19 protein-coding genes and 1 other RNA gene are annotated in these 19,849 nt (G+C 59.1%); 6 read left to right on the forward strand and 14 right to left on the reverse strand.

Features of this window, described 5'->3' with window-relative positions; translation table 11 throughout:
• Nucleotides 1-113: 113 nt before the first annotated feature.
• From ABCS64_RS08745 to dsbD, 5 genes are all read left to right on the forward strand, one after another.
• Nucleotides 114-1,544, forward strand: coding sequence for a high affinity choline transporter 1 (locus ABCS64_RS08745; protein ID WP_418891462.1), 1,431 nt, complete (start codon nucleotides 114-116; stop codon nucleotides 1,542-1,544).
• Between the two features lies 1 nt (nucleotide 1,545).
• On the forward strand, nucleotides 1,546-2,640 hold the full coding sequence (locus tag ABCS64_RS08750) for a VanZ family protein (RefSeq protein ID WP_418891463.1): 1,095 nt from the start codon (nucleotides 1,546-1,548) through the stop codon (nucleotides 2,638-2,640).
• Between the two features lie 363 nt (nucleotides 2,641-3,003).
• Nucleotides 3,004-3,681 (forward strand): alpha/beta hydrolase, encoded by a 678-nt coding sequence (locus tag ABCS64_RS08755; protein WP_418891464.1) that lies wholly within the window; start codon nucleotides 3,004-3,006, stop codon nucleotides 3,679-3,681.
• A 121-nt stretch (nucleotides 3,682-3,802) separates the two neighbouring features.
• A complete protein-coding gene (cutA, locus tag ABCS64_RS08760) occupies nucleotides 3,803-4,147 on the forward strand; it encodes a divalent-cation tolerance protein CutA (protein ID WP_418891465.1) in 345 nt (114 codons plus the stop codon).
• Nucleotides 4,148-4,177: 30 nt separating this feature from the next.
• Nucleotides 4,178-6,097, forward strand: coding sequence for a protein-disulfide reductase DsbD (gene dsbD / locus ABCS64_RS08765; RefSeq protein WP_418891466.1), 1,920 nt, complete (start codon nucleotides 4,178-4,180; stop codon nucleotides 6,095-6,097).
• 437 nt (nucleotides 6,098-6,534) lie between these two features.
• Here dsbD and ABCS64_RS08770 read toward each other — a convergent pair whose 3' ends face one another.
• From ABCS64_RS08770 to nudC, 6 genes are all read right to left on the reverse strand, one after another.
• A complete protein-coding gene (locus ABCS64_RS08770) occupies nucleotides 6,535-7,131 on the reverse strand; it encodes a TMEM165/GDT1 family protein (protein ID WP_418891467.1) in 597 nt (198 codons plus the stop codon).
• Between the two features lie 100 nt (nucleotides 7,132-7,231).
• A non-coding RNA gene (ssrS, locus tag ABCS64_RS08775) (6S RNA) lies at nucleotides 7,232-7,413 on the reverse strand.
• A 19-nt stretch (nucleotides 7,414-7,432) separates the two neighbouring features.
• A complete protein-coding gene (locus tag ABCS64_RS08780; protein WP_418891468.1) occupies nucleotides 7,433-7,771 on the reverse strand; it encodes a cell division protein ZapA in 339 nt (112 codons plus the stop codon).
• A gap of 9 nt (nucleotides 7,772-7,780) precedes the next feature.
• The gene (locus ABCS64_RS08785; protein ID WP_418891469.1) at nucleotides 7,781-7,996 is read right to left on the reverse strand and encodes a hypothetical protein; all 216 of its coding nucleotides are present in this window, start codon (nucleotides 7,994-7,996) and stop codon (nucleotides 7,781-7,783) included.
• 189 nt (nucleotides 7,997-8,185) lie between these two features.
• Nucleotides 8,186-8,608 (reverse strand): rhodanese-like domain-containing protein, encoded by a 423-nt coding sequence (locus ABCS64_RS08790; RefSeq protein WP_418891470.1) that lies wholly within the window; start codon nucleotides 8,606-8,608, stop codon nucleotides 8,186-8,188.
• Between the two features lie 76 nt (nucleotides 8,609-8,684).
• Nucleotides 8,685-9,458, reverse strand: coding sequence for an NAD(+) diphosphatase (nudC, locus tag ABCS64_RS08795; RefSeq protein WP_418891471.1), 774 nt, complete (start codon nucleotides 9,456-9,458; stop codon nucleotides 8,685-8,687).
• Between the two features lie 332 nt (nucleotides 9,459-9,790).
• Between nudC and aroD the strand changes: the two genes are divergently transcribed.
• The gene (aroD, locus tag ABCS64_RS08800) at nucleotides 9,791-10,594 is read left to right on the forward strand and encodes a type I 3-dehydroquinate dehydratase (RefSeq protein WP_418891472.1); all 804 of its coding nucleotides are present in this window, start codon (nucleotides 9,791-9,793) and stop codon (nucleotides 10,592-10,594) included.
• 187 nt (nucleotides 10,595-10,781) lie between these two features.
• On the opposite strand, the gene ABCS64_RS08805 is transcribed toward aroD, so the two are convergent.
• From ABCS64_RS08805 to ABCS64_RS08840, 8 genes are all read right to left on the reverse strand, one after another.
• Nucleotides 10,782-12,158, reverse strand: a complete 1,377-nt coding sequence (locus ABCS64_RS08805; RefSeq protein ID WP_418891473.1) for a patatin-like phospholipase family protein — start codon at nucleotides 12,156-12,158, stop codon at nucleotides 10,782-10,784.
• Nucleotides 12,159-12,474: 316 nt separating this feature from the next.
• Nucleotides 12,475-13,935 (reverse strand): efflux transporter outer membrane subunit, encoded by a 1,461-nt coding sequence (locus ABCS64_RS08810; RefSeq protein ID WP_418891474.1) that lies wholly within the window; start codon nucleotides 13,933-13,935, stop codon nucleotides 12,475-12,477.
• Between the two features lie 128 nt (nucleotides 13,936-14,063).
• Nucleotides 14,064-14,717, reverse strand: coding sequence for a DNA alkylation repair protein (locus tag ABCS64_RS08815; RefSeq protein ID WP_418891475.1), 654 nt, complete (start codon nucleotides 14,715-14,717; stop codon nucleotides 14,064-14,066).
• 363 nt (nucleotides 14,718-15,080) lie between these two features.
• The gene (locus ABCS64_RS08820; RefSeq protein ID WP_418891476.1) at nucleotides 15,081-16,196 is read right to left on the reverse strand and encodes an ABC transporter permease; all 1,116 of its coding nucleotides are present in this window, start codon (nucleotides 16,194-16,196) and stop codon (nucleotides 15,081-15,083) included.
• 53 nt (nucleotides 16,197-16,249) lie between these two features.
• Entirely contained in the window at nucleotides 16,250-16,468 is a 219-nt protein-coding gene (locus ABCS64_RS08825) for a hypothetical protein (RefSeq protein ID WP_418891477.1), read from the reverse strand.
• A gap of 48 nt (nucleotides 16,469-16,516) precedes the next feature.
• Nucleotides 16,517-17,644, reverse strand: a complete 1,128-nt coding sequence (locus ABCS64_RS08830) for an ABC transporter permease (RefSeq protein ID WP_418891478.1) — start codon at nucleotides 17,642-17,644, stop codon at nucleotides 16,517-16,519.
• Between the two features lie 184 nt (nucleotides 17,645-17,828).
• The gene (locus ABCS64_RS08835) at nucleotides 17,829-18,998 is read right to left on the reverse strand and encodes a PstS family phosphate ABC transporter substrate-binding protein (RefSeq protein WP_418891479.1); all 1,170 of its coding nucleotides are present in this window, start codon (nucleotides 18,996-18,998) and stop codon (nucleotides 17,829-17,831) included.
• 194 nt (nucleotides 18,999-19,192) lie between these two features.
• The gene (locus ABCS64_RS08840; protein WP_418891480.1) at nucleotides 19,193-19,375 is read right to left on the reverse strand and encodes a hypothetical protein; all 183 of its coding nucleotides are present in this window, start codon (nucleotides 19,373-19,375) and stop codon (nucleotides 19,193-19,195) included.
• Nucleotides 19,376-19,849: the final 474 nt, after the last annotated feature.

Genomic DNA, 19,849 nt, shown 5'->3' on the forward strand with positions numbered 1-19,849 from the left:
AGAATGGTTGTCAACAACGCTGCCAACAATCATATAATGCGCTGCTTCTCACCGGCCTGCCGTTCCCTTGTTTCTTCTCAACACATTGAATCAACACCGCTCAACGAACGCCCATGCTGATCTGGTTTGTCGTCGCTTACCTCATCGTGTCCGTCGGCATCGGCCTGTTTGCCGCAACACGGGTCCATAGCACCAAGGATTTTGCTGTCGCCGGCCGTAGCCTGCCGCTGCCGGTTGTCATGGCGACCGTGTTTGCCACCTGGTTCGGTGCAGAAGCCGTCTTCGGTGTTTCCGCCACTTTTGTTAAAGAAGGCCTGGGTGGTGTCGTGGCTGATCCGTTCGGCGCCAGCCTGTGCCTCATCATCGCCGGCCTGTTCTACGGTTCGCGCTTATACAAAATCAATGTCCTCACGCTTGGCGATTTTTTCCGCATACGCTATAACCGCACCGTCGAGGTTCTGACAACGCTGTGTATCGTTGTTTCTTACCTGGGCTGGGTTTCGGCGCAGATCAAGGCGCTTGGCCTCGTATTCAGTGTCGTCACCAACGACGCCATTTCGCAGACAGGCGGCATGATTCTGGGCGCGGCCATCGTGCTGACCTACACCACCTTCGGCGGCATGTTCTCCGTTGCCATTCTTGATTTTGTGCAGATGGGCGTCGTCATGGGCGGGATGCTATTCATTGCGCATACCATTTCCGGCATGACCGGTGGCGTCGAAGCGGTTGTCAGCCACGCGGCAGCGGCCGGTAAACTTGATTTCTTTCCGAAGGGCGGCCTTATGCCATGGCTCAACTTCCTGGGGGTCTGGATCACCATGATGCTCGGCTCGATTCCCCAGCAGGATGTCTTTCAGCGAGTCACCTCGGCGAAAAGCGCCAAAATCGCCATTTACGGCTCGCTGCTCGGCGGCATCGCTTATTTTGCCTTTACCTTCGTTCCGATGTTCATTGCCTATTCCGCCACGCTGATCGACCCGGCATTTTTCAACGCATTGCTGGAAAACGATCCGCAGCGTGTACTGCCGACGCTGGTTCTGCAACACACGCCGGTTTTTGCCCAGGCGATTTTTTTTGGCGCCGTGCTGGCGGCAATCATGAGCTGCTCCTCGGCCACCCTGCTGGCCCCTTCGGTTGCTTTTTCCGAAAACGTCATTCGCGGCTTTTTTCCCGGCATCAGCGACCGGGCTTTCCTGCGCCTGATGCGCATCACCATCGTCGGCTTCACATGCCTCGTCCTCGGCTTCGCCCTGGTCAGTGACGCCTCGATCTTTGAAATGGTCGAAAGCGCCTACAAAATTACGCTTGCCGGCGCCTTCGTACCCCTTTTCTTCGGCGCCTACTGGCAACGCGCCACAGCGCAGGGCGCCCTGTTTGCCATTTTTGGCGGCGTTGCCAGCTGGATCAGTCTTGAACTCGCGTTCGGCGAGGCTTTTCCCGTGCCGCCGCAACTGATCGGCTTTGCCCTGTCCATTCTCGGCATGCTGGCCGGTTCGCTGCTCCCCCAGAAGTTCGGCCGGGTCGCCCCGCTGGCGGCGCCCTGACATGTCGGCTCCGGCAGACGCCGACAGGCGCAGCGTCTCGCCCCTGCGCCTGATTCGCTATCTGGCGCTCGCGTACGCGGCACTCATCGTCTATGCCAGTCTGCATCCATTTTCCGGCTGGCGCGACGGCAACCTGACGCCGTTTTCGTTCCTCGAAGCCTGCTGGCCGCGCTACTGGACGCTCTTCGATATCGCCGCCAACCTGCTTGCTTATCTGCCGCTCGGTCTGCTGCTGGCACTGGCGCTCCGTTCCGGCAGTGAAAAGCGCATGCCACCATTGCCGGCCGCCCTGCTTGCCGCCTGTATCGGCACGGCGCTTAGCTTTTGTATGGAATCGGTGCAGACCTGGCTGCCCACGCGCGTTCCTTCCAGCCTCGACCTGCTCTGCAACTCGGCGGGTGCGGCGCTCGGCGCGTTGCTCGCCGTCGTTGGCGGCGCGCGGTTATTGACCTTTATCCGGCGCTGCCAGCGATGGCTGGCGCCAATTCACGACGCGGACATCATTCTGGTACTCATCGGGTTCTGGCTGTTTGCCCAGCTTTCACCGGAAACCCTGCTCTTCGGCGCTGGCAACCTGCGCGGCCTGCTCGATATTCCCAGCCCCGTCGATTACGGCCCTTCCGCCTTTTTTGCCATTGAAACCGCCATCATCGCCTGCAATATGACGGCTATCGGCCTGATCGTCCGTTTCCTGCTCGCGCCGCAACACCGCGTCCTTGGGCCGCTTATCGCATTTTTTGCGCTGGCCATGATCGTCCGTGCGCTGGCCACCGCCATCCTCGTCGAACCGGCACAGGCCATCGTCTGGCTTACGCCCGGCGCGGCGCTCGGTACAATGATTGGCGGCGCACTGCTCTCGCTTCTGCCGCTGCTCCCGCCGCGCTGGCAGCAAGCGCTGGCCGCACTGTTTCTCATGACCGGCGCGGTTCTGATCAATCTGGCGCCGCCGAACCCGTATTCACAGGCCGCGATGGCCGCCTGGCAACAAGGGCACTTTCTCAACTTCAATGGGCTGACGCGGCTGATCGCCAGTCTTTGGCCATTTCTCGCCCTGCCTTGCCTGACTTTCCTCCGGCGACCGCGGCATTTGAATTAGCCGCAAAAAAGATTGCCTGCCCCTGCGCAAACAGGGCAGAAAACATAAAACGCCCTGAAGCCCCTTAAATACAAGGGCCTCAGGGCATCAAAAAACATAAACCGTAGATAAAAAACCTTCGGACAGATACCCTGAGCCCCGCGTGGATAAAGGGTTTCCGGACACTTGCCCGGAGATGCCCTGTTTACACGGGCTTCAGCCCTGCCTGGTAGCGAAAGGCGCGCGGCAGGAAATCCTTCATCCCGGCTGCGGCCATGTTAACCATGACGCCTGGCAGCACTTTTTTGTCGATGACGCCGAATTAATTTATCGTGGCGCTGTCTGAACCAACGCTTTCAATACCCACGCCACGCGCGAACGACCATGACGATACATGAAGACGCCTTGATTTTTTCCGGCCCAGCCGGCGCCATCGAAACGCGGGTTGACACACCGCTTTATCCCCGCGGGCTGGCGCTCGTTTGCCATCCGCACCCGCTATTCGGCGGCGCCAATACCAACAAGGTCGTTCATACGCTGGCAAAAACGCTGACTGCGCTCGGCTACCTCACCCTGCGCCCGAACTTCCGCGGCGTCGGCGCCAGCGCGGGCACGCACACGCACGGGCAAGGAGAAACCGACGACATGCTGGCGCTGATCGCCCAGGCTCAAGCGCAATTCGGCGATACCCTGCTCGGCGCAGCGCTACCCGAAAAAATCCCCCACCCACCTCTTGTTCTGGCCGGCTTTTCTTTCGGCGGCTATGTCATCACCCGCGTCGCGGCGGCGCTGGCGGAAACCGGGCAGACGGTTGAACGCATCGTCCTCGTTGCGCCGGCGACCGGCCACATTGCCGGCGACCGCGAATACACAGCCAGCCCTGTCGGCAGTCACAGCCTCATCATCCATGGCGCGCTCGATGACACTGTGCCGCTGGCCAACGTGCTTGCCTGGGCAGAGCCGCAGAACCTGCCCGTGGTCGTCATTCCCGGCGCCGACCATTTTTTTCATGGCCGCCTGCAAACGATCCGCGACATCGTCCGGCGCAACTGGCCGTGCTGACCGTTTTCGGATGCTGTATGCGTTAATTTTTGTTACGGCGATCTACGGTTGAACCGTTTTGTTACAGCAACACGTCAACCGGCCGCCAGAGTTTGCGCTGACTTGCCTATAAAATTGCGCCATGCAAACCACTGAACACACCCCGCGCGCCCTGCTCGTACTCACCAACCTGCCCGACGAGGCCAGTGCCGAAGCATTGGCCACAGCGCTGGTCGAAGCGCGGCTGGCCGCCTGTGTCAACCGGCTCGCGCCGTGCCATTCGGTATACCGCTGGCAGGGAAACATCGAACGCGCCACGGAGATACCGCTGCTCATCAAGACCGACAGCGCGCGCTACCCGGCGCTGGAAGCGGCTATCCGCACCCGGCACCCTTACGAAACGCCGGAAATCATCGCCCTGCCGATCACGCACGGACTGCCGGATTATCTGGCCTGGCTGGCGGCCGAAACCTCATCCCCCTCCTAAAAACCACCCCGTTAAACCACCGTTCCACCCATGATTGACCGATTCATCCGCCACATTTTTCGTTTTACCCCACCGCGACTCACCGCTTTGGCCCCGCTATTGGCTTTTTTGCTCGTGTCTTTTTCTTTGCCGGCGGCCGCAGAAGAGTTTTTGCCGCCGGAAGAGGCCTTCCGCGCCAGCGTCCGCGCGCTCGACAGCCAGACGGTCGAAGTCAATTTCGACATCGCGCCCGGCTATTACCTTTACCGCGACAAATTCCGCTTTTCCGCCGAGCCCGCGCTGTTGCTGCCCGCCGGCGCACCCGCGCTGCCCAGAGGCAAACAGAAACATGACGAGAATTTTGGTGACGTCGAGGTGTATTACGAACAGCTCAGCCTCCGCCTGCCGATCAACCGTAACCGTTCCGGCACACTGCCCCTGACGCTTCTCATGACCTCGCAGGGCTGCGCAGAAGGCGGCATTTGCTATCCGCCACAGGCGCACCGTTTGTCCGTCAGTCTGCCGGACTCCGACATGGCCGCAACGACCGCATCAAATCCCCCCCCGGCCATTGCACAGATCGCGCAAGCGACAAAGCTCCCGCCGGCCATGGATGTCGCCGCCGACAGCCCCCTGGCCAATGGCGCCGTGCAGGAAAACACGGGGGACGATGAAACTTCCCGCATCGGGCGTCTGTTCAGCGAGGCCAGCCTCTGGCTGATCATCGCCAGCTTTTTCGGCTTCGGCCTGGCCTTATCGCTGACGCCCTGCGTCTGGCCCATGTTCCCGATTCTTTCCTCGATGATCGTCCGCTCGGGCAGCCAGACCGCGCCCGTTTCGCAGCGCCGCGGTCTGGCGCTGGCAACTGCCTACATCTTCGGCATGGCGGCGGCCTACGCAGCCGCCGGCGTTGCCGCGGGTTTAACGGGAACGCTGCTGTCGACGGCTTTCCAGAATCCGTGGGCGATCGGAGCATTTGCACTGATTTTCGTGGCGCTTTCGCTGTCGATGTTCGGGTTTTACGAACTCCAGCTTCCTGCGGGTCTGCGCGACCGGCTGGCGGCGGGCAGCGCGCGCATCCGCGGCGGTTCCTTACCCAGCCTGGCGCTCATGGGAGCGCTGTCGGCATTGCTGGCCAGTCCCTGTGTCGGCCCGGCGCTGGCGGGCGCGTTGCTCTATATCGGCCAAACCGGCAATGCCCCGCTCGGCGGCGCGGCGCTGTTCGCCATGGGGCTGGGGATGGGCGTACCGCTGCTGCTCATCGGCGCCTCCGCCGGCGCGCTGTTGCCCAAGGCGGGGCCGTGGATGGAAACGGTCAAAAAAATCTTTGGCTTCATTCTGCTCGGCACCGCCCACTGGCTGATTTCCCCTTTTCTCCCGCCCCAGCTGGCGACCGCCGGCTGGGGGCTTCTGCTCATTGCGCCCGCGTTACTCTTCGGCATACACCGGCGTTTGCCGCAGACAGGCGCCCGCGGCGCGCAGCGCGCCGGCAAATTTATCGGCCTCATGCTGTTGCTGGCGGGCACCCTGTTGCTGGTCAGCGCGCTCTCCGGCGGCAAGAGCGCCGCTGAACTGTTCGCCGTGCTCTCCGGCAGGCCCACTTACGAGACGGCGGACCTGCCCTTTACGCCCGCGCGCACCGTTGCCGAAGTCGAAGCGTACGCACGTGGATCCGGCAAACCCGTTCTCCTCGATTTTTACGCCGACTGGTGCACCGCCTGCAAGGAAATGGAACGCAAGACCTTCGCTCAACCGCAGGTTCAGCAGGCACTGGCGGGTTGGCTGCTGCTGCGCGCCGATGTCAGCGCCAATACCGCCGACGATAAGGCGCTGCTAAAACGCTTTAATCTCTACGGCCCGCCGGGCATCATTTTTTTCGACAGAAATGGGCGGGAAATCACCACGCCGCGCATCATCGGCTTCCAGAAAGCGGAAGAATTCATCACGACGCTCACTCCGCTGGCGCAATAATTCTGCAGCCTGCCGGCAAGGCCGGGACGCCCTGAGACCCGCGTATTTAGGGTATTTTCCAAAGCAGATGCTCTGAAGCCCTTGTAAACAGGGCGTCTCCGGGCACCCTGCCCGCCAGCCCTTTATTTATAAGGGTTCCAGAGGCGCCTGCCCGGAAACGCCCTATCTACGCGGGGTTCAGGGCACCCATATTTGAGACGCCCAAGATATAGCGGCGCGACGTTGCCAAAAGACAAGGCGGTAAGCCGCAGGCAGACCATTCAGTACGGCAAGGCCCAGTCAACACAGCAACGCCGTATTTTGGCAAAGGGAATCGCTATGCCTCGACTTTGCCAAAGACAAGGCGGTGAGCCGCAGACAGTAACATTGAGTACGGTCAGGCGAAGCCAACACAGCAACGCCGTATTTTGGTAAAGGAAGCCGCGATCAGGGCGCCTTCAGCTCACGTGTTTCCCGGACAGGAACCAGAGGGCGATCCCGCCCTTGGTGACGGCAATATAGGCCAGCACGGCATAAATCACCGCTGCGCCCCAGTGTGCCGTATTGACCGGCAGGCGCTTGAGCAGGCGATCGTCAGCCAGTGCAGCGGGCAGACAGGCCAGCAGCACGCCCAGCGTCGCGCCGGCCACGCTCATGACCGGCGCCTGACTGTTCAGCGCCAGCACGCACGCCGCAATTTGTGCCTTCCCCCATAATCCGCTCAGAAAAAAGTCGGTAAAGGCTGCGGAAAAAATATTTGCGACACCCTGCTCTCCCGATTTTTCCTTGCAATGTTCGGCGTTCAGTGACCAGGCCGCCAGGCCGATCAGACCGATGCACAATGTCCAGGGCAAGGCGTCGGCACGCACGAGCAAGCGCAGCAGTTCAGAGAGCGCGCCAGCGAGCGCATTATTGATCAGCGTAGCTGCGGCAAGCGCCAGGCACAGGACGGCGGGCCTGCGATATCTGGCCGCCAACAGGGCAGTCAGCCCTTGCGTCTTATCGCCGACTTCGGCCAAACCAACCGCCAGTAGTGAAACGAAAAAAGCTTCCATAACACAGGAAATACGAGGAAGACGAACAGCAATCGAACAACAATTTCGACAAAAAAACAGCGCGGAGACAAGCTCCGCGCTACACCGACCACCCTATACATGGTTCCCCGCGAGTGCCGTTAGGCCGGCATCCTGAACCGAGGTTCAGAGGAGGCTGCCTCCTTTCCGCATCAGGCTCACCCGGCAAGGGGCGGGCACAACAGCGGTTTCTAAAGTCAGCAGCCAATGCCTATCAGCATTGGTTCAAGGAATATATGGCCTTGACGAACACCGCAGGGAACACCCTGAGGAGACAGGCAGATTAGAACAGGTCTTCCTGCGGCGGCAGCACCGTGTCAATCTGCGCCTCCATGGCTTGGATTCTACGCTTTGCCTGCGCAAAGTCCAGCATTGTTTGCGAAAAATCATCTGGCGTCGATGTTGCCGAGCGCTGCATCAACAGCTCGTGCGCAATATTGAGCGCGGCCATGACGGCGACGCGTTCCGGACTGTTGCTGCGCGTTTGCTCGGTAATTTCATCCATTGTCGCGCTCACATGGGCGGCCGCAGCGCTCAAAGCATCGCGCTCTTCGGGTGGACAGGCCACGCGGTATTCCTTGCCGAGCAGGACGATATCGAGATAATTGGCTTCGTTGGTCATGGTCGGAAATCAGACAGATTCTTCATTATCGGAAAGATCGGGCAGCTGTGCGGCAAGCTGTTCGATCTGCATGCGCGCCGCATCCATGCGGCTGATCAGCGCCGCACGCATCGCCTCGGCTGCGGCAAGTCGTTGCTGCAATTCGGCATTTTTAGCGCGCAGGCTATGACACAAGTCCACGATCTGGGCTACTTTGTCTTCAAGCGCATCAAGTTCATTCATCATTGGCAAAATTAAATTTAAAAATCCCGTAAATTCAATGTAATACGGATGCTGCGTAATCTAACACATTCATACGCTCATTTTCTGAAAACATTCAGCGTTTCTATCTACCCAGCCGTATTCCTTTTTTCGTTCCCCTTCTTCGCCGCAATGTTCCCCGCCATTTGCCGTATATCTTCGACGAAGTCAATCTCACCGACGATAAGGCGTCAGAGGTCGACCTGCGCCCACCCAGCCGCCGATACCACCGCTGACATGATAGACCTTTTTGTAACCGGCCTGCTCGGACAGAAACTGCGCAGCCACACGTGTACGTTTACCGCTGCGGCAGATCAGAATCAGCGGCTGTTCCGGCCCGGCAATTGGGCGTGCTGCGGCCAGCCATTGCGCCGGATCCGCCCGACCATGCTCATCGAAGAAAGTCAGCAGCCGGCTACCGGCAATCACGCCGCTGCTTTTCCATTCGCTTTCGGTACGAATATCAATCAGCGGGATGCCTTTGGCCGTCAGACGCGCCAGTTCGGCGGCGTCGATTTCGACAACTTCAGCCTGCGCCGTCATGGCTGATACGCCCAGCGCTACTGCCAGCGCCAACTGCCTGTATAAAGTCTTCATTTTCAATTTTCATCCTTTTCTTTCATTACGAAACCTTTAGTACGAAACGGTACACGCTCTGTGCGCACCCAGGGCTTCACCCCTGAAGGCACGCTGCGTCGATCAGCCGGCGGGCAATACTGACTGGATCGGGCAGCGGCGGCAGAGCGTCCCGACGAAACCAGCCGGCGGCTTCGATTTCCGCCGGATCGGGCGAAATCGTGCCGCCCGCGTAATCGGCGAAGAATGCCAGCATCAGCGAATCCGGGAACGGCCAGGGCTGGCTGCTGAAGTACCGTAAATTGGTAATTTCAATATTGACTTCCTCGCGCACCTCGCGGACGGCGCAGGCTTCCAGCGTCTCGCCTGCTTCGACGAAACCGGCCAGCGCACTGAAAACGCCCGGTTTGAAATGCGGGCTGCGCGCCAGCAGCAATTCGTCGCCGCGCGATATCAGCACCATGATGGCCGGAGAAATACGTGGATACGCGAGCAGCCCGCAGGCCGGACATTCCATCGCAAATTCGGTGGTTTTCATGCGTGTCGGCGTGGCACAACGACCGCAAAAATGATGGTTGTGCCGCCAGTCCAGCAACTGCGTCGCACGACCGGCCAGGGCAAAAGCTTCCATACCGCCCAGACCATATAGCGCACGCACTGGCGTCAAACTACCGGGCGCATCAGATGGCAGCACGTCCAGATCGACGGCATAGCACGGTTCCCCCTGCCATTGACCAATACGCAGCACCCCCGCCGGACACCCCCAGTCCGCCGCTGCTGCTGCCGGAAAAATACCGGCAGCGCCCTTGCCGCCGACCGCCAGCACCTCATTCTTGTGGCGAACGATCCAGTAACCGAACAGATCACTCATGGAAATACATACACATACGCTGAAAACTCTCTGACTCAAGATAAGCGCTCAATGATTACGACAGAGAGTGCAATGACACAAAAGTTCCGTGGATTCTCGCATAGCCGTAATCATCATGCCATCGTCGCCATCATTCGGAGGAAATCCGTGCACAAAACCGGAGTCCTCCGGAACAGGCGCATGGAATCACTCTCCAGGCGTCTCTGGCAGGCGGATCAGGGCAACATCAGGGGCCCTAATTGCGTGAGGCGTACAGTGCATGCTTGACGGCCCGGCGACACCGCCATCTTTCATCGCTTATCATTCCGCCAAACACTTAAGGAAGCGTTGCCATGAAAGCCAGCATACCGATTTTGATCGGCGGACGCCCATTGGGCGGGGACGCCATGCCCGCCATCATCACGCCGCTGGTCGGCAGGACGCGCGCCATGATTTTCGAAGAAGTCGCCGCAATCGCCCCCAAAAAACCCAATCTGCTCGAATGGCGGATCGACTTTTTTGAAGCGATCGGCGATCACCAGGCCGTCATCGACACGGCTCTGGCGATTCGTCAGGCCGCATCCATTCCCGTACTGCTGACTCGCCGCAGCGTCGCCGAAGGCGGCCAATCGCTAGCGATCGACGAGGCAGCCGTCATGGCCATGTACACCGCCGCCTGCCAGGCCAAATGCATTGAGCTGATCGACTATGAACTCTCCAGCGCCCCCGCCGACATCGAAGCGCTGCGCAAGGTCTCGCGCGCCAACGGCATCGGCATGATCTTGTCGTACCACAACTTTCAGATGACGCCCGATGCATCAACGCTCGACGAGAAATTTGCCGCTGCCGTACGCCTGGGCGCCGACGTAGCCAAGGTAGCGGTCATGCCGCACAACGACCGTGACGTGCTCGAACTATTGGCGGCCACTCGCCGCGCTCGTGAGAAGCACGATCTGCCGTTGATCAGCATCGCCATGGGCGGCCTCGGCGCACTTTCGCGTATTGCGGGCTGGATCTACGGTTCGTCAGCCACCTTTGCCATCGGTCAGGGCTGCTCGGCGCCGGGTCAAATCGCTATTGAAGATCTGCGCACCGCACTGTCGATCATCCGGCATGCCGTTCTCGGCGAGTCACCCGGCACGCCATTTGGATCGTGAACAGGCGCGCGCGCCTGCCCGCGTAAATTCCGGCTACCGATTGTAACCGCCACGCGGCCCAGCGCATCCGGTCACCGAAAAACCATACCCGCGTACCGACACAGACAGCCCTGAAAACGGGCGAAATAGACAATCTGCGGCAAGGCACAAGTTCACGTCCGTCAACGATGCGACTCACCGCCGCCCGTTATTCCTGCGCTGCATCGGGGGCTGACATCAGATCGGCCAGCAGGCGTTGATACTCGGCCGATTGCCTGAGCAGTATGGGGGCGGCGGACTTCAACAAATTGATGTCTTCATGCGGCAGATAGAAGCTGGTAGGGATGTTCAGCAATTCGCGGCGCAACGGCGAATCGGGTAAATCATGCAGATTCAGGCTGACGAAGTACGCGTTCACCTTGTCGCCATTCCTGTTGTACGCCGACGCATTGATTTCGTCGATTATGCGGCGAAAACGCCGCAGCGACTCCTGGGAATTCTGGTCGATGGGAATATTGATGGCGGCATTGAGTACATCGGCAAACCCCGGCACGACCGCGCTCTGGTCAATGTCACTATTGATCTGATTCTGTGCGTTGATGGCGATCACGATGATGCGCCGAATCTTCCCGCCGAGCAGCCGGTTGTTGAGCGTGGAAGGCGCGTAAATTTCATTCAGTTCAAGCAAATGCCGTAAACCGAGATTATCAGTCAGCCCGCCATCGAGCAGGTGCAGATACGGGCGCTCGCTGCTCTTTGCGTAGTGCCCGATATACGCCAGGTATTCCCGACGGGTTTGCCGTTGCAGCGCATGCGCTTCCTGGCCGATCAGCGCATCGCGCATCGGCTCCGGCAGCGTATAGCCGCAATTGCCACCATTGTTGTTGAGCGTCACCGGCGCAAAAACGAGAGGAACGGCACTGGAAGCGGCGACCGCACGGGCGATCCCGAAAGTGGACAGGTTCAGGCACAGAACATCGAAATACTCCTGCGTAAAATCGATGCGTCGCCCCGCCGTCATATCCGTCGCGCTAATGACGGCAAACGGACCGCGGCGGCGTTGCGCCAGATCACCGAACGTCGCCTTGCCAAACAGGGTGTTTTCGAACTGTTCCTGCAATAAATCGCCGCGCCCGAATTCCGGCGAACGGAGGCGCGGCATATTGGCGAACGAAAGTATCTGCCGGCTGATTTGGCGCTGGAAGTTCTGTTTCAGGAAGCGATTCTCGAAGTCGGGGATCGTATCCCTGCCGTGCAGGGCAAGATACGCCGCCAGCACTGCCCCTCCTGAGACGCCGTACACCACATCGATATGATCCAGCCACGTGCTGCGCCGCCCGTGCAGGTAAATCGGCTGGCTATCCAGCGCTTCCAGAATCCCATAGCCAAAAGCCGCTGCCCGCGTACCGCCGCCGGAAATCATCATCACGATGAAATTTTCCTTTTCCCTGGCGAGATCCATCGCCTGCTGCAAGCGATAGCCCTCGCCGACGCACACCTGATCGATCGTTTCCACCGGGCGGAACTGCACGACGGAACACGCCGAAAGGAGAAAAATCCAAAGCGCGAGGCATTGTTTTTTCAAGCGGCCTAACCCGCCATTCCGGCGTGACTTCATTTCATGAAAAGCATTGTCAAATTAAAAAAACGGCTACGGCATTGGCCGATACCGGCATCCGTCCTGAAAATCAGGTGTTCATAAAAAGATGGCAGGATGGAGCGGCAGAGCGGGCGAACGGAAAGTACGGAAAGTACGCCGAATGCGGCAAGGCAGGCCCTCCGTAGAAGGCATGTTGATATTTATCAACGCCTCCTGCTCCCGGCCGAAAGATACCACCGAGGCATGTCGAACCGCCGTCTTCACCGGCTTCCTTGCCCTCACTCCTTACGCTTGCATCCGCCTATTCACCTACAACGCCTTGCCAGCCGCCGCCAAGTGCTTTGTAAAGTCCAACCAGTGTCTGAGCGCGCGCCAATTGTGCGGCAATCAGGTTTTCTTGCGCCTGAATTTCGTGAAGGCGCGCAGTCAAAACATTGTCCAGCGTTTTGCCGCCGTATCGGAAAAGTTTTTCCGCGTCCGCCGCCTGCTTGTCCGTCTGACGATGCGCCTGCACCAGCAACGCATTCTGCCGCACCAGGGCATTCTGGTTGTGATAGGCCGTATCGACCTCGGCCAGGGCTTGCAGCAACGTTCGGTCATATTGCAGCAACGCCGTTTTCAGCCGTGCATCGGCGGCGTCAATGTTGGCCTGGATACGGCCATTGGTCAGCAGCGGGACCTGGAGACCGACCGAAAGCAGACTACTCCAGCCACTCAGGCTGCGCTCGCCGTCGATGCCGATCATGCCCTGCCCCAAAAAATTAATGGAGAAGCGCGGTAACAAATCGGCCCGGGCGCTGGCCAGCCTGGCCGCATATGCCTGAACCTGCGCGGCGGCGGCGCGAATATCGGGGCGGCGCTCGACCATGCCCTGCGGCGTGTGTCCGCCCGGCGCCTCCGGAAGCTTATCCAGCAGGTCGCTATGACTTTCGGCCAGCCGGAATGTCTGCGGAACGTGCCCCGTCAAAACGGCAATGGCGCGAACATGGGCGGCGTATTCCGCCGTCAGTGTACTTTCGCGCGCCTGTGCGGCAGAGAGCTGGGCGCGCGCCTGTTCAATCTCGTAGGCACTCAGATGCCCCGCCTGAAAGCGGCTCTGCACATAGTCGGTCAGGCGCTTCAGGACGGCAATACTGCGCTCGGCGGCACGTTGGCGAGATTGGGCGGCACGCGCCTGCAGGTAGTGCGTCGCAATATCGCCGGCGACGAGAAGCTGCGCGCCATAGGCCTGTTCCTGCGCACCGAGCGCAGCGTAGCGGGCGGCATCGGCATCACTGCGCTTTTGACCAAAGATGTCAGGCTCCCACGCGGCGTTCAAACCACCGCTGAGACTGGAACCCTCCAGGGTGAAGTGATCTCGATTGAGTGCCGCCGCTTGTGGATAGCGCCCCAGCCCATCACGTGCACGATCGTTCAGCGGATTGTCGATGCGCGCATCCATACGCATGAATGTTGCCGACGCACCCACTTTCGGCCCCAGATCGGCCTGTGCAAGACGGGCCACAGCGCGCGCTTCTTCCAGACGACTGCGGGCAATGGCAATGTCGTAGTTCTGCTGCAAGCCACGTTCGATCAGCGCATCCAGCACCGGATCGCGCCACTGCTGCCACCACTGCGCGATGTCGGCACTGTTCCGGGCGTTTTGGGCATGGTCAAACGCCGCCGGCAAAGCAACGCTACTTGGTCTCGAAATCACCGTATTCTGGCAGGCAGCAAGTAATGCAAGGGCAAGCGGCAATAAACGGTAGGGATGCAGGTTCATGGTTTTTTCCGAGACAATATATTCAGGTCAACGTTGATCGCGCAGCGCACTTGCATTTGCGGATATGTGCGGATTTTCGTACGAAAACCGGTACAAGGCACAACAGCAACCGCATTGATAGGCTCCCATCACAGGTATTTTTGCGCCTCGCGGAGACTCAGCCGGCTCATGCCTTGCCGGTAGTCTGCGATGAAGCGGCGCACCCAGTCGGGGTGGGTTTTGCTGTAATCGCGCAGCGCCCAGCCGATAGCCTTGTTGATGAAAAATTCGCTCTGCCCCAGGTTGTTGCGCAGAATTTGCTCCAGCAGCGCGGTATCGGTCTTTTCTTTACGCAACAGCTGGTGGTCGATGGCGACGCGCCGCAGCCAGATGTTTTCGCTCTGGCTCCAGACCAGCAACACCGCATTCACTTCGGGATGGCGCAAGGCGATGCCGCCGACGATGCGGTCGAGAAAATCCGCCGTGTCCCACCACGATTTGGTGGTGATCAGTTGTTGCAGCCGGGGAATGTCTTGCGGCGTCAGCTTGGATTGCACGGCGCGCAGGTATTCAAGCGCGCAGTATTGCAGCTCGCGGTGCGGGTCTGCCCAGCATTGCTGCACAAAGCGCCAATCCACATCGGCCTGGGCCGCGCCTTTGAAAAACGGCTTGCACACCCGCATCAATTGCGGCTTGGCAATGCCGAGAAAGTCGAAGCGGTTTTTCATGTAAGCCCGCATGGGCGCGGCGCGCGCCGGGTCGGCAGTACAGGCCAACATCGTCAGCAAGGCATCAAAATTCATCGTCCGCCTTTCCTATTCACCCGCAGACGGCTTGCACCATCTGGCGCCAAATATCTCAAAAGCCCCAAAAGCGTGGAATCTCATGAAGTCCTTCAGGTCATCCTGCCTTTTTCTGTTTTCCTGAAAAGTTTCCGGCACATCCGGCCAGCCGTTTGTTGCATCCGCAGCCCTATCCACAGTTGCCGGACAATGGCCGTACCGGTACGGCAAGGCGACTGACGGAGTGGGCGATATGACTCAACTCACCACCCAGCGCCTCGCCTGCCGCTGAATCAAGAAAAGGGCAGGCAAAACATCGCCGCATGGGGAATCAATGGCAATTTCTTCGCGGCTAATCTGGGCTTTCGGCGCTCTGGCATGCCTTTAGCCCTGTTTCTCCAGCATCTTTCGGAACCGCACCAAAGCCAGTCCAAGAAACAGCGCGCCGGTAATTGCCATGATCACCAGATTGTGCCACACGATCTCCACGCCGCCGCCACGGGCGACGACACTTTGACTGAACTGATAAAACTGCGTGCTCGGCCAGTACTCACTGATCCACTGCGCCGTCTGCGGCATATTGTTGCGCGAAGTGTGCATGCCGGAGAACATGATCATCGTCAGATACAGCGGCAATACCAGCAGGCTGAACTGCGGCATGGTCGGCGTAAACGTGGCAAGCATGATCGCCATTGACGCTACGGAAAAAAGATACACCACCGTCCCCGCCACAAACAGGGCGATTGAGCCGTTGATCGGCATTCCAAGAGCCAGATGCGCGATGAAATACAGCGACAGGGTCGATGCAAGCAAGATCACCACGCCGTTGGAGATGATTTTGGCCAGCATGATTTCGGCCGCCGATACGGGCATCACCAGCAGATGTTCCATTGTCCCGCGTTCGCGTTCGCGGATAACCGCCGAGCCGACCAACAACATCAGGAGCAGCATAATCGCGCCGTTGATCGCGCCGGTAGGAATCTGGTAGGCGTTATCGGCATTGGCGTTGTAGCGCATCCGCACGACGGGGGTAACGGGTAATGGCGGCTGCACGCCGATGAAATTGCGGATTTCACGCTCGAACATCTGGCTGATGTAGCCTGTGCCGATGCCTGCCTGCGACATCCGCGTCGCATCCACCTGCAGCAGCACTTTCGGCCGTCGCCCCAGCTGGACATCGCGCTGGAAATTGGGGGGAAATTCCAGCGTAAACACATAGTTGCCCTTATCCATGCCAATTTCCGCCTGCTGTGGCGTCGTCTCTTCAGGCATCAGGAAATACGGTGCGCCGATGGCATCGCGGATACGGTAGGACAGTATGGAACGGTCGTAATCCACCACGGCCACGGCGACATTCCGCAGCTCCGAGCTGGCTTTCGTCTGCGACGCCACCATGCCGGTAAACATATAGGCAATCAGGATAACCATGGTCAGGTCGGCAAACAGGCTGCGATATTCTTTGCGAATCAATGCGTGCAGATTCGTCAGAAAGGTTTTCATAGGCTCTGTCTTGGCTGGATTTTGGCTGCTTTTCGGGTGCTTCCTGGCTCGGTTCAGATGGCAAAGATGGCGGGCAATGACACGTCCCCGGGCGCAACCTTGCCAATGCCGGATTTCATCTGCATCCACGCGCAATTTTTGCCGGCTGGGTGACCTTCCCTGTCCAATCGCGAAGGCTGCGTTTCCAACGCATACGCACCCCCTGAATCAATCGGTTTTGAGGCTATTGCCATGGTGATGTCCTGAGAAATTTTCGTGACCGTCGATTGCATGACCGCCTGCATGCAGATTGCAAACCGTACATCCGCTTCGCCTGAAAGCTATGCCTCCTGTTTTTTCAGACAGATGCACGCCAGTGTGAAAAACAGTACGTAAAACCCCGCCAACACAACCAGTTCCTGCGCAAGTTCGGCAAACCTCAACCCCTTGGTGAAGGTGCCGACGGTGATAGTGTTGTACCACGAATAAGGCAGAATTCTGCCCGCCACATAAGCGCTGCCCTGCAAAGACGTCACCGGAGTTATAAAGCCCGAAAAACTTATGGCCGGCGCGGACGTGACGATGGCGGTCAGAAAAATCGCTGCCACCTGCGAACGCATAAAGCACGACACCAGTAGCCCCATCGCAGTGGTCGTGCAGACGAACAGCAACGTTCCCAGCACCAGCGCTGCCGCCGAGCCTTTCAGCGACACGCCGAACCACAGCACGATCATCAGATACAGCGCAACAAAGCTGGCCATGCTGGCCACCACATACGGCAACTGCTTGCCAAACAGAAACTGCAATTTCCCTGCCGGCGAACCGTAGAAATTGGAAATCGAACCGAGTTCACGCTCGCGCACCACGCCCACCGCCGCCATCATGGCGGGGAACAGCGTCAGCGCCATCATCAAAATGCCAGGCGCAATGGAAAAAACGCTTTTGAAATCCTGGTTGTAAATAAAACGCGGCTCGATACCGGCGGCCGACTGTAGTGGGGGCAAGCCATTTTTACGGGCAAATTCCTTCAGATAAGCCGTTACGGCGCCGTTGGCATAGGCGATAATGTTACTGGCGTTGAAAGTCTCGGCGCCGTCGATGAACAGGCCGATTTCAGGCGCACCGCCGCGCAGCAGGTCGCGCCCGAAATGGGGCGGAATATCAATCACCAGTTTGGCGTCGGTGCTCTCCAGCGCGTGATCGGCATCGGTATCGGCGGCCAGCGGCGGGCGTTCGGTAAAATAGGCCGAACCGCGAAACTGCTCCAGCAGACGGCGGCTTTCCACACTTTGGTCACGATCGAGTACGGCGAAACTCAGTCCGTTCACATCAAATGACACGCCCCACGAGACGGCGGCCATCAGAACCACGGGGCCGAACACGGCAAAAAATGTACGCACGCGGTCGCGCAGCAATTCCTTCGCTTCGCGCGCGGCAAAGGTGAGGATGGTCGCAAACCAGTATTTCATGGCGCTTCCTTTGCGAAGCGGACAGACCAGCCGGCGCGCCCACACCGGAAACCTGCCGAAACCACCCAAACCCGCCAAACCGCCCAAACCACCCAAACCTTATGCCAGCCGGCGCCTTTCCCGCGCGGCGGCACGGGGCATGGAGCGCAGCCGGATGCGCAGCTTTTATTGGCCTGAAACACGGTTATTCCTCAATTGCCACATAACCCGTTCTATTAATCAATATCTTGCCCTGCGGCGATTTTATCCATGCGATGAACTGCTGCACGGCCGGACTCTCGTTGCCTGTAGTCACTACGTAAAACGCTTTCGCGTAAGGATACGTGCCATTGATGATGTTGTCGCGCGTGGGCGCAACGCCGTTGATGTTCAACAACTTGATCTGATTGTTTTTCAGCATGGTTTGCGTGTAATACAGGAATGAATAACCCAGCGCGTTGCTGTAATTGCGGTAATCCGCCACGTCATTGACGATGCCGCCCATGCTGCCGAGGCGGTCTTCGCGCGGCGGTGTCATCAGGGGCGTATTGCCCATAATCTTCTGCATGGTGGACTGGCTGCCGGAATTTTCATTACGCTGGAAAGCGCGAATGGCCTGATCCGGCCCGCCCACTTCGCGCCAGTTTTTCAGGCGGCCCGAATAAATGTCGACCACCTGCCCCGTCGTCAAATTGCTCACCGGGTTCTGCCCATTCACGAAGAAGACAAATGCTTCCTTGCCGATCGGCGTGAGCTTGAAGGTTTTGCCCGCGGCCTTGGCGGCCTTGACCTGTTCGTCGGACGGCGCGGCGACAAAAATCATGTCCGTCTCCCCCGCGATTAGACGCTCATACGCCTGTGGCGTATTGGTCATGCGCACGAAGTCGGACGACCAGTGGTCGTATTCCCGCGTATCTCCAGCGCCGGGCGGCGGATAAACCGCTTGAACAAAAGCGGCGTAAAGCGGATACAGCGCCACCGCCCCATCCAGCCGCGGACGCTCTCCGGCAGGGATTTGCAGGGTACTGGGCGCATCCAGCCTCGCCAGTTGGTTGTTCTGGGAAAACGGTTCATACACGCGCAAGTCGATGTTACCGGCCGTCATTTGCGGCACTTTGCGCGCCTGCTCGTATTGCCACATATGGTAGCCGTAATGCCCACCGCCTATCACGGCCGAAAGCAACATGACGATGCCCGTCTGCTTTTTATAGCGCGTAAACAGGCACAGCAGCAGCGCCAGCAGAAAAATGACCAGGCAGGGCACGGCGACTTCGGGATGGCCGGTAAACACGATCATCACCATCCCCCAAAAGCCGACAAAGGCAAGGACGCCGGCGGTCATCAGAAAGAGAAGAAACTTGACTATGGGGTGCATAGCAAACAATGTCCTGAGAAAAAGTCCGATTGATCGAAGTCAATATTTTAATTTACAGCGTCAGCCCGCTTGCACCTCCCGAACTGGACGCCGGCAGAGCCACCCGCCAAACGGCGGAAAATGAACGGCACGCTCGCCTGATAGCGCCCCGCCTGCGCACCCACTTAACTTTTAAATTGCGGCATTGCGTACGGTCAGACCGCTCGAGGGCTGGCGCCGACCGTACCCACGGGCTTCATTGCAACCAGAGGAATGCCTGCCAGTTCTGCCGTGCCGTTTTCCAGATTGCAGCGCCCGTGGGTCAGCAGGATTTTTTCAGGCTGCCTGAACAGGCAGGCGGCTTGCTGGCCTTGCCGCGCATATCTAAAAATCGTCATAGTGTTGCGCGGCCTTGTCGTACGCCCTGTACTGTCTGCGGCGGCGGATTGAACGTCTACGACGGCTGCCCGGAAGCCCGCGTCCTTTGGGCGTTTCAGAGGGGGCATCGCTGGAACCCGCGTCAATTGAGCATTTGCGGAAAGGCATCGCTGAAACCCTTATCCCACGTGGGGTTCGGGCCTGCTCCATCGCTACCGGCGTCTGCCTGCATTGCGCGTTAAGCAGGCAGCGTCTGCGCTCGGTGCGCTGAACGTCTGTCGCGTCGGAACATCCGCGGCGAATACCCATCCGCAGTAGCTGCCCGGAAGCCCGCGTCCTTTTGGCGTTTCAGAGGGGGCATCGCTGGAACCCGCGTCCCTTGGGCATTTGCGGGAAGGCATCGCTGAAACCCTTATTCCACGCGGGGTTCGGGCCTGCCCCATCGCTACCGGCGTCTGCCTGCATTGCGCGTTAAGCGCGGCAGCGTCTGTGTG

Source organism: Dentiradicibacter hellwigii (assembly GCF_041770905.1).
GTDB classification, from domain to species: domain Bacteria; phylum Pseudomonadota; class Gammaproteobacteria; order Burkholderiales; family Rhodocyclaceae; genus Propionivibrio; species Propionivibrio hellwigii.

What these genes read in the sequence shown, in the direction of transcription:
- ABCS64_RS08745 (WP_418891462.1), top strand. Translation starts at nt 114, where the DNA reads ATGCTGATCTGGTTTGTCGTCGCTTACCTCATCGTGTCCGTCGGCATC.
- ABCS64_RS08750 (WP_418891463.1), top strand. Translation starts at nt 1,546, where the DNA reads ATGTCGGCTCCGGCAGACGCCGACAGGCGCAGCGTCTCGCCCCTGCGC.
- ABCS64_RS08755 (WP_418891464.1), top strand. Translation starts at nt 3,004, where the DNA reads ATGACGATACATGAAGACGCCTTGATTTTTTCCGGCCCAGCCGGCGCC.
- cutA (WP_418891465.1), top strand. Translation starts at nt 3,803, where the DNA reads ATGCAAACCACTGAACACACCCCGCGCGCCCTGCTCGTACTCACCAAC.
- dsbD (WP_418891466.1), top strand. Translation starts at nt 4,178, where the DNA reads ATGATTGACCGATTCATCCGCCACATTTTTCGTTTTACCCCACCGCGA.
- ABCS64_RS08770 (WP_418891467.1), bottom strand. Translation starts at nt 7,131, where the DNA reads ATGGAAGCTTTTTTCGTTTCACTACTGGCGGTTGGTTTGGCCGAAGTC.
- ABCS64_RS08780 (WP_418891468.1), bottom strand. Translation starts at nt 7,771, where the DNA reads ATGACCAACGAAGCCAATTATCTCGATATCGTCCTGCTCGGCAAGGAA.
- ABCS64_RS08785 (WP_418891469.1), bottom strand. Translation starts at nt 7,996, where the DNA reads ATGATGAATGAACTTGATGCGCTTGAAGACAAAGTAGCCCAGATCGTG.
- ABCS64_RS08790 (WP_418891470.1), bottom strand. Translation starts at nt 8,608, where the DNA reads ATGAAGACTTTATACAGGCAGTTGGCGCTGGCAGTAGCGCTGGGCGTA.
- nudC (WP_418891471.1), bottom strand. Translation starts at nt 9,458, where the DNA reads ATGAGTGATCTGTTCGGTTACTGGATCGTTCGCCACAAGAATGAGGTG.
- aroD (WP_418891472.1), top strand. Translation starts at nt 9,791, where the DNA reads ATGAAAGCCAGCATACCGATTTTGATCGGCGGACGCCCATTGGGCGGG.
- ABCS64_RS08810 (WP_418891474.1), bottom strand. Translation starts at nt 13,935, where the DNA reads ATGAACCTGCATCCCTACCGTTTATTGCCGCTTGCCCTTGCATTACTT.
- ABCS64_RS08815 (WP_418891475.1), bottom strand. Translation starts at nt 14,717, where the DNA reads ATGAATTTTGATGCCTTGCTGACGATGTTGGCCTGTACTGCCGACCCG.
- ABCS64_RS08820 (WP_418891476.1), bottom strand. Translation starts at nt 16,196, where the DNA reads ATGAAAACCTTTCTGACGAATCTGCACGCATTGATTCGCAAAGAATAT.
- ABCS64_RS08825 (WP_418891477.1), bottom strand. Translation starts at nt 16,468, where the DNA reads ATGCAATCGACGGTCACGAAAATTTCTCAGGACATCACCATGGCAATA.
- ABCS64_RS08830 (WP_418891478.1), bottom strand. Translation starts at nt 17,644, where the DNA reads ATGAAATACTGGTTTGCGACCATCCTCACCTTTGCCGCGCGCGAAGCG.
- ABCS64_RS08835 (WP_418891479.1), bottom strand. Translation starts at nt 18,998, where the DNA reads ATGCACCCCATAGTCAAGTTTCTTCTCTTTCTGATGACCGCCGGCGTC.
- ABCS64_RS08840 (WP_418891480.1), bottom strand. Translation starts at nt 19,375, where the DNA reads ATGACGATTTTTAGATATGCGCGGCAAGGCCAGCAAGCCGCCTGCCTG.